Annotated in this window: 11 protein-coding genes; all 11 read left to right on the top strand. The window is 57.6% G+C overall.

The features are described from left to right. The first annotated feature begins 78 nt into the window (after positions 1-78). On the top strand, positions 79-1,686 hold the full coding sequence (locus ABLO27_RS23040) for a GMC family oxidoreductase (protein ID WP_353036133.1): 1,608 nt from the start codon (positions 79-81) through the stop codon (positions 1,684-1,686). Positions 1,687-1,758: 72 nt separating this feature from the next. Next, positions 1,759-2,520, top strand: coding sequence for a molybdate ABC transporter substrate-binding protein (gene modA / locus ABLO27_RS23035; protein ID WP_353036131.1), 762 nt, complete (start codon positions 1,759-1,761; stop codon positions 2,518-2,520). Positions 2,521-2,564: 44 nt separating this feature from the next. Continuing rightward, positions 2,565-3,272, top strand: coding sequence for a molybdate ABC transporter permease subunit (gene modB / locus ABLO27_RS23030; protein WP_353036129.1), 708 nt, complete (start codon positions 2,565-2,567; stop codon positions 3,270-3,272). After that, the gene (gene modC, locus ABLO27_RS23025) at positions 3,259-4,377 is read left to right on the top strand and encodes a molybdenum ABC transporter ATP-binding protein (RefSeq protein WP_353036127.1); all 1,119 of its coding nucleotides are present in this window, start codon (positions 3,259-3,261) and stop codon (positions 4,375-4,377) included. Before modB ends, modC begins: the two co-directional genes overlap by 14 nt. A gap of 44 nt (positions 4,378-4,421) precedes the next feature. Then, on the top strand, positions 4,422-6,233 hold the full coding sequence (locus ABLO27_RS23020; protein ID WP_353036125.1) for a sensor histidine kinase: 1,812 nt from the start codon (positions 4,422-4,424) through the stop codon (positions 6,231-6,233). A gap of 11 nt (positions 6,234-6,244) precedes the next feature. Further along, complete coding sequence (locus ABLO27_RS23015; RefSeq protein WP_353036123.1) at positions 6,245-7,582, top strand: sigma-54-dependent transcriptional regulator; 1,338 nt, start codon at positions 6,245-6,247, stop codon at positions 7,580-7,582. A gap of 81 nt (positions 7,583-7,663) precedes the next feature. After that, positions 7,664-8,095: a carboxymuconolactone decarboxylase family protein gene (locus ABLO27_RS23010; RefSeq protein WP_353036121.1), complete on the top strand. Its 432-nt coding sequence runs from the start codon at positions 7,664-7,666 to the stop codon at positions 8,093-8,095. A gap of 16 nt (positions 8,096-8,111) precedes the next feature. Next, the gene (sigJ, locus tag ABLO27_RS23005) at positions 8,112-9,023 is read left to right on the top strand and encodes an RNA polymerase sigma factor SigJ (RefSeq protein ID WP_353036119.1); all 912 of its coding nucleotides are present in this window, start codon (positions 8,112-8,114) and stop codon (positions 9,021-9,023) included. A 248-nt stretch (positions 9,024-9,271) separates the two neighbouring features. Beyond that, entirely contained in the window at positions 9,272-10,279 is a 1,008-nt protein-coding gene (locus ABLO27_RS23000; RefSeq protein WP_353036117.1) for a DctP family TRAP transporter solute-binding subunit, read from the top strand. Between the two features lie 128 nt (positions 10,280-10,407). Beyond that, positions 10,408-11,040, top strand: coding sequence for a TRAP transporter small permease (locus ABLO27_RS22995; RefSeq protein WP_352949702.1), 633 nt, complete (start codon positions 10,408-10,410; stop codon positions 11,038-11,040). A 6-nt stretch (positions 11,041-11,046) separates the two neighbouring features. Further along, on the top strand, positions 11,047-12,648 hold the full coding sequence (locus tag ABLO27_RS22990; RefSeq protein ID WP_353036115.1) for a TRAP transporter large permease: 1,602 nt from the start codon (positions 11,047-11,049) through the stop codon (positions 12,646-12,648). Positions 12,649-12,741 lie beyond the last annotated feature (93 nt).

Below are 12,741 nucleotides of genomic sequence, written 5' to 3'. Positions count from 1 at the left end.
CAGGATAGGTTCTCCAAGTGGACAGCTTGACCCGGCGTGTTCTCCGTGCCTCCATCGCAAAAAGTGTTGGGAGGAATCATGCAAGACCTGGGTGCCTGGGACTATGTGATTGTCGGCGCCGGTACCGCCGGCTGTGTACTGGCAAACCGTTTGTCCGAAGATCCGAATGTGAAGGTGCTTCTGCTGGAGGCGGGGAAAAAGGACGACTACATCTGGATCCACATCCCTGTCGGCTACCTGCATTGCATCGGCAATCCGCGCGTGGACTGGGGGTTCAAGACCACCGCAGATCCCGGCTTGAACGGGCGTGAGCTGATTTATCCGCGTGGCAAGGTTCTGGGCGGGTGTTCGTCCATCAACGGCATGATCTATATGCGCGGCCAGGCCTGGGATTTTGATCACTGGCGGCAACTGGGCCTGGCGGGCTGGGGATGGGAAGATGTCCTGCCCTACTTCCGCAAGTCTGAAGATCACTATGCCTGGGACAACGAGCTGCACGGCCAGGGCGGCAATCTCCGGGTGGAAGAACAGCGCATCTCCTGGGAATTGCTGGACGCTTTCCGGGATGCTTGCGAGCAGCTGGGCATCCCCAAGACGAAGGATTTCAACGGCGGTGACAATTTCGGCTCGGCCTATTTTCAGGTGACCCAGAAATCCGGTCTGCGATGGAATGGCGCCAAGGCGTTTTTGCGCCCTGCCCGCAACCGGCCAAACCTGAAGGTCGTCACCGAGGCGCATGTCGAACGCATTGAGTTCGACAACGGTACGGCCTCTGGTCTCAAGCTCGACATTGCCGGGGAACCGGCAAAGCTAAGCGTGGAAGGTGAGCTGATACTGGCTGCCGGGGCGATCGGGTCTCCGCAATTGCTGGAACTCTCCGGTATCGGCAACCCGGAGGTCCTGAAAAAGGCCGGCATTGAAGCACGTCACGAGATGCGGAGCGTCGGTGAGAACCTGCAGGATCACCTTCAGCTCAGGCCAGTGTTCAAGGTGCAGAACGCCATGACGATGAACGTGATGGCGAACTCCTGGCTTGGCAAGGCAAAGATCGGGCTGGAATATCTGTTCAAGCGATCCGGTCCGATGGCGATGGCTCCCAGTCAATTGGGCGTATTCGCCAAGACGGATCCTTCCTTTGAGACGGCCAACGTGGAATACCACGTGCAGCCATTGTCGCTGTCGAAATTCGGTGAACCGCTGCATTCCTTCCCGGCAATGACAGCAAGTGTCTGTAACCTTCGGCCTGAAAGCCGCGGACATGTCCACATCACCTCGCCGAGAAAGTCGGATCAGCCAGAAATTCTGCCGAAATATCTGTCAGCTGCAGCCGACAGAAGAGTGGCAGCGGACGCGATCCGTCTGACCCGGAAGATCATGTTGGCACCTGCCATGAAGCCGTATCAGCCCGAAGAGTATTTGCCCGGGCCCGACCTCACCAGCGAGGACGAGCTGGTGAAAGCCGCAGGTGACATCGGAACAACGATCTTTCATCCGGTCAGCACCTGCCGCATGGGAACCGATGAGGCATCGGTTGTCGATGAACGATTACGGCTGCGCGGCTTTGGCAATATTCGGGTGATCGACGCTTCGGTCATGCCCACAATCACCTCCGGCAATACCAATGCGCCGACCGTTATGATTGCCGAAAAGGGTTCCGACATGATCCGGCAGGACAGGATGAACTGAACGGCACATGCTATTGATCGCAACCTGCACATGGCCTAGCTACAGGGTCGAATTTCGATATCCGAGGACCTGATGTTTCGCCGTCTTTTTCTTTTCTGGGTTTTGTCGGTGGCGTTTCTGCTGCCTGCGGCCGCGCAGCCGCCCCTGACGGTTTTTGCAGCTGCCAGCATGCGCGAAGCGATGGAACGGATCGGCACGGTTTTCGAAGAAGAGACTGGAAACAGGGTGGTCTTTTCTTTCGCCGGTACCGGCACCTTGGCGCGCCAGGTGGAAGCGGGAGCTCCTGCGGACCTTTTTGTTTCCGCGGATGTGGACTGGATGGACTACGTGGTGGAGCAGGACGCCGTTCAGGCTGACACGGTTCGCCCGATAGCCTCAAATGCATTGGTTTTGATAGGCACGGCGGACGGACCGAAAGTCGGTCTGGATGCAGGTGACCTGGAAACTGCGCTCAATGACGGCAGGATGGCGATTGCCGATCCCGATACCGTGCCGGCAGGCCGCTATGGAAAGGCCGCTCTGGAAAGCCTGGGTCTCTGGCAAATCGTTGAAACCCGTCTGGCGCCCATGGAAAATGTCAGGATTGTTCTGGCCTCGGTTGCGCGCGGAGATACGCCGCTGGGCCTTGTCTATCAGACGGATGCCGTAATCGAACCGGCGGTAGCGACACTTGCCGAATTTCCGGCATCGGCACATCCCAAAATCGAGTATCTCGCCGCCTTGACCGTGGACGGGTCACATCCGGCCGCCGAGCCTTTTCTTGAGTTCCTTCAACAACCTCAGGCACGAGAAATCTTGCACTCGCTGGGGTTTTTAACCGATAAGATGAATTAGGCCGCTGGCGACCGGCGGCATTTGCAACAACTGACCGGGCGCACGTGGATTTTTTCGACCTTCAACCTGCCGAGTGGCAAGCTTTGCTGCTGACCCTGAGGGTCGCCGCTGCCGCACTCGCCGTTGCTCTTCCGCTTGCGGTTCTGACGGCCTTTGTGTTGGCGCGCTATCGGTTTCCGGGACACGGCTTCGTCAACGCTCTCGTTCATTTGCCTCTGGTTCTGCCGCCCGTCGTCACCGGTTATGTTCTGCTTCTCACATTTGGTCGGAAGGGGCCGGTCGGTTCATTTCTGGACGATGTTTTCGGCATCAGTTTTGCGTTCAACTGGACCGGTGCAGCACTCGCGGCGGGTGTCATGTCCTTTCCTTTGATGGTTCGTCCCATCCGCCTGTCCTTCGAAGCGGTCAATCCAAAACTTGAGGAAGCCGCAAAGTCGCTGGGTGCCCACCGAATAGTTGCCTTTTTGACCGTCACGCTTCCGCTGGCGCTGCCCGGCATCCTCGGCGGCGCAATCCTGGGCTTTGCCAAGGCGATGGGGGAGTTCGGTGCAACGATCACCTTCGTATCAAATATTCCCGGCGAGACCCGCACGCTTGCGCTGGCGCTCTATACGGCCACTCAAACTCCAAGCGGTGACCTTGCTGCTTTCAGACTGACGTTGATCGCTGCCTTTGTTGCCTTCGCAGCACTTATTGCCTCGGAAATGCTCGCGCGCCGCCTGCGGGCCCGGCTTGGAGGTGGCAATGCTTGACGTCGACATCACAGGCAATGTCGGCCAGCTCGACCTTCAGGCCCGTTTCACCAGCGATGGCGGGGTGACATCGCTGTTCGGCCAGTCAGGGTCCGGCAAGACGACACTGACCAACATGATTGCCGGGCTTGTCAGGCCGTCATCCGGGCACATCAGGCTCAATGGAACGAGCCTCTTTGACTCGGCGAAGTCCATAGACCTGCCGGTTCAGGCGAGACGCATTGGGCATGTCTTTCAGGACGCCCGGCTTTTTCCGCATCTCAGTGTCAAGGCCAACCTGACCTATGCGCGCTGGGCCGGACGCAGGCAGGGGACGAGAGATTTCAACGAAGTTGTCGATCTGCTCGGATTGAATGCCCTGCTTGATCGGAAACCGGAGACCCTGTCTGGTGGTGAAAAGCAGCGAGTCGCCATCGGGCGGGCTTTGCTGTCCGATCCGAACCTGCTCATCATGGACGAGCCTCTTGCCAATCTCGATCAGGCCCGGCGCAATGATATCCTGCCCTATCTAGACCGCCTCTGTGTCGAGGCCGGAATTCCGATCCTCTATGTCAGCCATTCCATCGAAGAGGTCGCGCGTCTTTCAAACACACTTGTGATCCTGTCCGAGGGCCAGACTCCCGCATTTGGCCCGGTTGCCGAGATGCTCGCCCGAACGGACCTGGGCAGGGCCACCGGTCGGCATGAAGCCGGCGCCCTGATCGAGGGCACGGTCACCCAGGTCGATGATGTCTGGGGGCTCACCTTCGTTGAAATTGGCGGTGCGGTCCTTCAGATCCCGGATATGGCCGCCCGGGCTGGAGATCATGTCAGGCTGCGTATCCGTGCACGCGATGTGTCTCTGGCATCGATCCCACCGGAAGGCCTTTCGATCCGGAATGCATTTGAGGCCAAGATCAAAAGCATCTCCGAGGAGAGCGGGCCTTATGCTGAAATCCTGTGTTCTGTTGGTGAGCAGGTTATCAGGGCGCGTATCACGCGCGCATCGGTCGCCGACCTGGATCTGTTCACCGGCAAGACGGTTACCGTGCTGATCAAGAGTGTCGCCATCGACCGGAGACAACGCAGTCCCGTTCTGCCAAATGCAGCTGAACTCCAGGTCTAGGTGTCGGTGCCCGTTTTTTCTCCGTCCTTGGGTCATCTTCACGGATGCTCAAGCTTGATTATACTGGCAGGATGACACGCAGACCCGAGCGCCACGCCTGGCGCAAACTGAAGATGAGTATCGGCACCGCGACGATTGCCGCCGCGCTGGTGGTTCTGCTGTTGACGGGTCTGACAAGCCTGCGTCTCACGCTGGCTGAATCCGAAACCAGAGCAGAAGCGAACCTTGCGGTGCAAACCGCAGTTCTGGAACGGCTGCTGGACAAGTTCCGCCTGCTGTCCCCATTGCTTGCAAGGGGGCCGGACATTGCCCAGATGCTTCATCTGAACAACGGTCCGACTGAGCCGGGCATTGCCGCAATCGCGGCTGGCATGTCCGGAGCAGAAGAGATCTGGCTGATGGATTCGGCCGGAAAGGTCATCGTTTCAAGCCAGGATCCGGTTCCCTCCGGGGCGATTGGTGGCGCAGACAAGATCCCGCAGGCCTTTGATCAGGCAAGGCAGGGACAGCTCGGCCGCGAACTGATCCCGGGAACGCCGGAGATGCCCTCCAACTACGTTTTTGCCTCGCCGCTTCGCTCAGGTGAGAATTTCCTGGGTGTTCTTGCGGTCAGGGTCAGTCTTGAAGATGTGGAACAGGCCTGGGCTCTCAGCAAAGATCCCATCATGGCGTTCGACGGAGCCGGCAGGGTTGTCGTGACCAACATACCGGCTTGGCGCGGCAAGACGGCAGAACAGTTGCACCCGGGCGTCAATATCGCTGACCTCTCGTTTGTCGGGCGTATCAATCTGTTGCTTCCCAAGACCGGCTCTACCAAGAACTACATGCAACTGACCTCGAACCTGCCGGTTCTGGGCTGGGAGGTCAGGACGCTGGTCGACATTGAAGACGCGCGTCATCAATCCGGATGGGCGATGCTGATCGCGCTTTTGATTTGTGTGATTGCGGCCGGTGGTATCTGGTTCCTCATCACAAGGCGTGAGCAATTTGTTCGCGAGGAGCGGCGCAGGCGAGCTGCCGCATTGCGACTGGAACGGCGGGTTCAAAGCCGGACGGCCGAGCTGCGCCACGCCAATGCGCTGCTCGAACAGGAGGTCCGTGAACGTGAACAGGCCGAAGCCAATTTGCGCCTGACCCAGGCCGAACTTGTCCAGGCGGCGAAACTGGCAACGCTGGGTCGCATGTCCGCAGCTCTCAGTCACGAATACAATCAGCCGCTCGCGGCGATCCGCTCAGACGCTGAAATTGCCGAAATGCTGATTGACCGCGGCAGGGCGGAAGAAGCGAAGGGAAACCTTACCCGCATTGGCGGCATGGTGAAGCGCATGGCGGAAATCGCCAAGACCCTTAAAGGGTTCACGCGAAAATCGGGCACCGACATCAAGCCGGTCTCCCTGCGCCAGGTTATCGATGAAGCCATGTTGCTGCTGCAACCTCAGATCAAGCAGAACGAGGTCAGTCTGCGGCTCGACCTGCCTTCCACCGATATCATCGTCAAGGGTGGCCGCATTCGACTTGAGCAGGTTGTCATCAATCTGCTGTCCAACGCTGTGGACGCAGTCAATGGCCGGACCAATCCTGAAGTAACACTCACCCTTCAGCGCGAAAACGGTGAAGCGGTGCTGACGGTGAGTGACAATGGCTCAGGAATCGATGAGGACGTGTTGCCCCAGATTTTCGATCCGTTTTTCACGACCAAGGATGTCGGCGCGGGGCTGGGGCTCGGCTTGTCGATTGCCTATAAGATCGTCCATGACTTTTCCGGAACGCTGAAAGCGGCTAATCGGGAAAGCGGTGGAGCTGTCTTCACCATGCGCCTGCCGGTGGTGGACGAGCGAGTGTTGGCGGCGGAATAGGGAACCCGTAGATGGATCAGGCAACCGTCCTGTTGATTGATGACGAGGAAGCGCTCAGAGGTTCGTTGAGCCAGGGGCTGGAACTCACCGGACAGGACGTATTTGCCACCGGTCAGCATGAAGAAGCGTTGGAGCGCATCAATCGCGACTTTTACGGCGTTCTGGTCACGGATATCCGCATGCCGGGGACCGATGGCTTCCAGGTGATGAAAAAAGCCTTTGAAATCGACCCCGCACTTCCCGTCGTGCTTATTACCGGGCATGGCGATGTCCCGCTTGCGGTCGAGGCCATGCGCGCCGGGGCCTATGACTTTCTGGAAAAACCGTTTTCCGTTGCGCATCTGGCGTCTGTGGTGGAAAGAGCGCTGGATAAGCGCCGGCTGGTTCTGGAAAACCGCAAGCTGCGCGAGGAACTCGCAGACAGGACCGGACTGGAAAGCCGTCTGGTTGGACGGACGGCTGCCATGGATCTGTTGCGCCGGAATGTCACCGCCCTTGCAAGCACCGATGCGGACGTGCTGATCCTGGGTGAAACCGGGTCCGGCAAGGAAGTTGTCGCAAGAGCTCTGCATGACGAAGGGCCACGCAAGGACAATCCGTTTGTCGCGCTCAACTGCGGCGCGCTTCCGGCCGAAATCATCGAATCTGAACTGTTCGGACACGAAAAGGGCGCTTTTACCGGGGCCAGTGGCCAGAGGATCGGCAAACTGGAACATGCCCACGGTGGCACGGTCTTTCTGGATGAGATCGAGTCCATGCCGCTGGAACTTCAGGTCAAGCTGCTGCGCGTGATCGAAACCAGAACCATTGAACGGCTCGGGTCAAACAAGCATATCGAGCTGGACGTGCGCTTTATCGCGGCCACTAAGGAAGATCTCGAAGCAGCCGGCAAGGAAGGGCGTTTCCGTCTGGATCTTTTCTATCGGCTCAATGTGGTCAATGTTGCAATCCCGCCTCTTCGGGATCGATTGGAGGATATTCCTCTCCTTTTCCAGCATCTCGCCGTTGAAGCCAGGGCCCGTTACCGGCGGGAAATTCCGGATATCAGCGACGCCTACCTGGCCGATCTGATGGCGCGTGAGTGGCCGGGAAACGTACGGGAGTTGCGCAATGTGGCCGACCGCTTCGTGCTCGGGCTGGAGCAACAGCCGGAACTTCAATCCGCACCTGGAGCCAGCTTGTTCGACCAGGTCGCCTCCTATGAACGCGCCTTGATAGCCGCGGAGCTGAAGCGTAATGGCGGTGCCATCAAGCCGACCTATGAGAATCTCGGACTTTCCCGCAAGGCCTTGTACGAGAAAATGCGAAAATACGGCTTGGGCAAGGAAGAAGCGGTCGAATCTGCATAAAAATCTGCAGCGCGTGTCACAAGCAAGGCGCACCGATCGTCATTGGGGTGTAAGTCACTCAAACCTCCAATGGATGACACTATGACAAGTCCGAATGCAATCAACTACCTGGAATATGTTCCAACCGTTCTGAAGCGCTTCGAGGCGGCAAGCGGTGAAATCGGCAATACGGAACTGGAGCCGAAACTGCGACATCTGATCGAGTTACGTGCATCGCAAATCAATCAGTGCGCCTATTGCGTCAAAATGCACACCGAGGAAGCGCTGAGGGACGGTGAAACCGACAAGCGTCTGCAGCGCATTACGGTTTGGCGCCACGTTGGGGATTACACCGCAGCAGAAAAAGCAGCGTTCGCCTGGACAGAAGCCCTGACCAGTCTCGATCCGGCAACCGACTATGAGACGCTGCGCGTCGAGTTGCGGCAGCACTACAGTGATGCTCAGATTAGTGCGCTCACATCTGCAATTGCCATGATCAATCTCTGGAACCGGATGCAGGTCTCAAATCACTAACGGCGTTGGAGTTGGTATGACCGGAATTTCAGACAGCGAAAAGTTCGAAACGTCTCGCCCGCGTCTGTTGGGACTTGCGTATCGCATGCTCGGTTCCATGGCGGATGCGGAAGATGCCGTCCAGGACACATTTGTCAAATGGCAGGGTACGGACCAGGCAAAGGTCTCCAATCCGGATGCGTTCCTGACCACGGTTTGTACCAATCGATGTCTGGATTTCCTCAAAGCCGCTCACAGAAAACGGGTCGACTATGTCGGCCCGTGGATTCCCGAGCCGCTGCAGACTGAGACGGGCACAGACCCCGAAGCCGATCTTGAACGTGCGGAGTCCCTGACGACAGCTTTCTTGTTATTGCTTGAGCGATTGACGCCGAAGGAGCGGGCGGCGTACCTGCTCAGGGAAGTCTTCGGAAAATCCTATGCCGAAGTCGCCGAAACACTGGAAATGTCCGAACCGGCTTGCAGGCAACTTGTTTCGCGAGCTGCAAGGTTTGTTCGGTCCCAATCCACCAGATCCATACCGACGGCCGAGCAGCAGGATACTTTCCTGAAGGCGTTCCTGAAGGCGATCGAGACCGGGTCGACAGACAGCCTCGCAGGGCTCTTGACCGAATCTGTCCAGCTGCGGGCGGACAGTGGTGGCAAGGCGCCTTCCATCAGCCGCGTCATTGAAGGTGTCGAAGTCGTCAACTTCATCACAAGGGCAATCAGCCGTCTCTGGGATCGGGACCGGATGATCGAATTGGAGATCAATGGTGTCCGCGGTCTGGCCCAACTTGAAGGCGACCGGATCGTCACCGCAATGACGCTTGGCTACACCAGCGACGGAATTGTTGACCAGATCTATGTGATCAGAAACCCGGACAAGCTGGAGCGCCTCTTGACGCCCACACAACACGATGCCGGGAGTGGTGGTCTCTGGCAATAGTGGCTCCAAGCGGGCGGGAATGTGTCGAGTTCGACACATTCTGAGCTTCCCATGTGTCGGAGCCGACCCATCTGTTTCCCAGTTGCTGGCTACTCGTTTTGATGACTCTCGAAAAAACGGCAAAAATCAGCCATTTTGAACATGTATAGGGCAGTTGGCACGCACTTTGCGATTAAGCTCGCGACCAGCCTCGCGCTGTCCGGCCATATAATCGGCCGCCATATTTGAAATGTCTGGGAGGACATCAGATGAAAAAGTTTGTAATCGCCGCCGCCACTGCGGCTTCTTTTGCCATGTCGTCCGCAGCATACGCTGCTGATGAATGTGGTGACGGCGAAGTTGTCATCAAGTTCAGCCACGTTGTTTCGGCCCAGGGTCACCCGAAAGGTGAAATGGCAAACGCACTTGCCAACCGCATCAACACGGAAATGGATGGCAAGGCCTGCATGCAGGTATTCCCGTCCTCGCAGCTGTTCGACGACAACAAGGTGATGGAAGCGCTGCTGCTGGGAGATGTCCAGCTGGCCGCACCGTCGCTGTCCAAGTTCGAGTCCTATACACTGAAGTACCGCCTGTTCGACCTGCCGTTCCTGTTCACCAACATGGAAGCGGTCACCACCTTCACAAAAGGTGAAAAAGGTCAGGAACTTCTGGGTGCCATGTCCGACTACGGTTTCGTTGGTCTCGGCTACGTCTTCAACGGCCTGAAGCAGTTCTCCGCCAACAAGCCGCTTCTGGTGCCGAGCGATGCGAAAGGCCTGAAGTTCCGCGTACAGACGTCTGACGTGGCCGTTGCCATGATTGAAGCCATGGGTGCTAACGCTCAGAAGCTGGCCTTCAAGGAAGTCTATGGCGCGTTGCAGACTGGCGTTGTTGATGGTCAGGAAAACACCTGGTCCAACATCTACACCAAGAAGTTCTTTGAAGTTCAGGACGGCACAACGGAAACCAACCACCAGCTGCTGACCTACCTGGCCGTCACTTCCCAGGAATGGCTGGACAGCCTGGACGCTGATGTGCGCGATCAGTTCGTGACGATCTTCAACGAAGTTTCCGACGAGTACAACGCGCGTTCCACCGAGATCAACGAAGCGAACAAGCAGAAAATCATCGAAAACGGTGGTGTTGTCCGCGAACTGACCCCGGAACAGCGTGACGAATGGGTCAAGACCATGAAGCCGGTTTGGGACAAGTTCCGCGATGACATCGGTCAAGACGTCATTGACGCGGCCGTTGCTTCCAACCAGCAAAGCTAAAACCTCGATCCCGAGGAGGACGGGCTGGTACGCCTGGCCCGTCCTGCTGCTCTGAATTTCCTTAAAAACAAGCCGCACTCAACGCGGCGCAAGACTGGAACGGGTACGTTCCGGTAGGGGAGGCCTGCATGTCCCGCGTCGGACGGTTTGTCGATTCCTTGGAAGAAAATATCATCGCCTTCATCCTGGCGTTGATGACCCTCGTTACCTTTTCTCAGGTGGTAGCCCGATACGGTTTCAATTCCGGTTGGGGAGGTGCACTTGAGCTTACTCGCGTGTTGTTCGCCTGGCTGATCCTGTTCGGCATGAGCTACGGCATCAAGATCGGTGCTCATCTGGGCGTTGATGCCGTCATCAATCTTCTGCCGAGGCCGCTTTTCAGGCTGGCCGCGCTGCTGGGAGCGGCTCTGACGGTGCTCTATGCGGTGCTGTTGTTCGATGCCACCTGGTTCGGCGGCATGCTTGCTTTGGAAAACAAGGGCTCAACGGGCGGTGCCTACGCCTATGTCGCGAAATTCTACAAGTTGCCTATCGGCATGGAAGATCTGAAATGGCCGGTCTTCATTCAGGAGTGGTTTGGCGTGAAGGAGCGGGTTCCCCGTTGGATGCCTTACGTGATCCTGCCCATCGGCCTTGTTCTGCTGGCTTTCCGTGCAGCTCAGGCTTTCGTGCTGATCCTCATCGGCAAAAAAGACGCCATCATCGCCGCTCACGAAGCGGAGGAACTGGTGGCTGAAAACAAAGATGTGCTGAAGGACTAAGCCCCGATGGAAACGGCATTTCTCTTTATTTTCGTCTTCGGCTTTCTGTTCCTGGGTGTTCCGATCGCCATCTCGCTCGGCCTGTCGGCCGTCCTCTATATCGCGCTGTTCAGCCACGACTCCATGAGTTCGGTGGCGGTGCAGCTCTTCAACGCCTCGCAGAACTTCACGCTGCTCGCGATTCCGTTCTTTATCCTGGCGTCCAGCTTCATGTCGACCGGCGGCGTTGCCCGGCGGATCATTCGCTTTTCGATCGCGACAGTCGGATCGATAAGGGGCGGTCTCGCCATTGCCGGTGTGTTTGCCTGCATGCTGTTCGCGGCGTTGTCAGGCTCTTCCCCGGCAACCGTTGTCGCCATTGGCACCATTGCCATCGCGGGTATGCGCCAGGCCGGTTACACCAAGGAATTCGCAGCCGGCGTTATCGCCAATGCAGGTACCCTGGGCATTCTCATTCCGCCGTCCATCGTGATGGTTGTCTATGCTGCAGCGACAAACGTATCGGTTGGCCGCATGTTCCTGGCCGGTGTCATTCCGGGCCTCATCGCCGGCCTCATGCTGATGGTCGCGATCTATGTCATGGCTCGGGTGAAGAACTTGCCCGCGCAGCCCTGGCCCGGGTTCAAGGAGATCTGGGGAGCGCTGTCTGAAGCAGCGGTTGGCCTGTTCCTGATGGTTATCATTCTCGGCGGCATTTATCTGGGCATCTTCACGCCAACCGAAGCGGCTGCCGTGGCAGCGGTCTATGCCTGCCTGATAGCCCTGTTCGTTTATCGCGATATGGGCCCGCTTTCCGGCATCGGCTGGATTGAAGATGAGGACGGTCCTCTGGCTCTTACAGGCTTCAAGGCGATCACTTACGCGGTCGTCGCAATGTTGACCTGGTCCGGAATTGCCGCACTTGTTACGGAGCGCAGCGGAATTTTCGGTATCGACAGCGCAATCGTGCTTGTCGCAGCCCTGATTGGATATCCGTTGCTGCGTGGTGGTGTCTCTGCCGCAGAGCTTCCGGGAACCTATGCGGTTGGCGGCAAGGTCTGGGGGCGGAATCTTGGCATCATTGGCCTGAAGTTCCTGCCGGCGCTGTTCCACAGGGATACCAAGAAAGTTCTCACGGACTCAGCGAAGACGACCATCATGCTGATGTTCATTATCGTCAACGCCCTGCTGTTTGCCCACACGTTGACAGCCGAACAGATCCCGCAGGTGATCACCGACTGGATGGTCGAGGCCGGCTTCAACTGGTTCACCTTCCTGATTGCGGTCAACGTTCTCTTGCTGATCGGCGGCCAGTTTATGGAACCGTCAGGTCTGCTGCTGATCGTGGCGCCGGTGGTGTTTCCGATCGGTCTGGAACTGGGCGTCGATCCGATCCATCTCGGCATCCTGATGGTCGTGAATATGGAGATCGGCATGATCACACCGCCGATCGGACTGAACCTCTTCGTGACCTCGGGTATCACGGGCATGAGCCTCGTTCAGGTAGTGAAAGCCGCAGCACCGTTCGTGCTGGTTCTGTTGCTGTTCCTGGTCCTGGTCACTTATGTGCCGGCGCTCTCGACCTTCCTGCCCTACATGCTGATGGGGCCGGAGATCATCACACAATAAAAAAGATGTCTCCGGACAAAAACTTGACTGCGGCCCACTGGGCCGCCGTTTTTTGTTTTGCAGAATGACAAACAAAAAAAGCCGGCCCCAAAG

The organism is Roseibium sp. SCP15 (assembly GCF_040329435.1).
Lineage (GTDB): Bacteria > Pseudomonadota > Alphaproteobacteria > Rhizobiales > Stappiaceae > Roseibium.
This window is presented reverse-complemented; position numbering and strand designations above follow the sequence as displayed.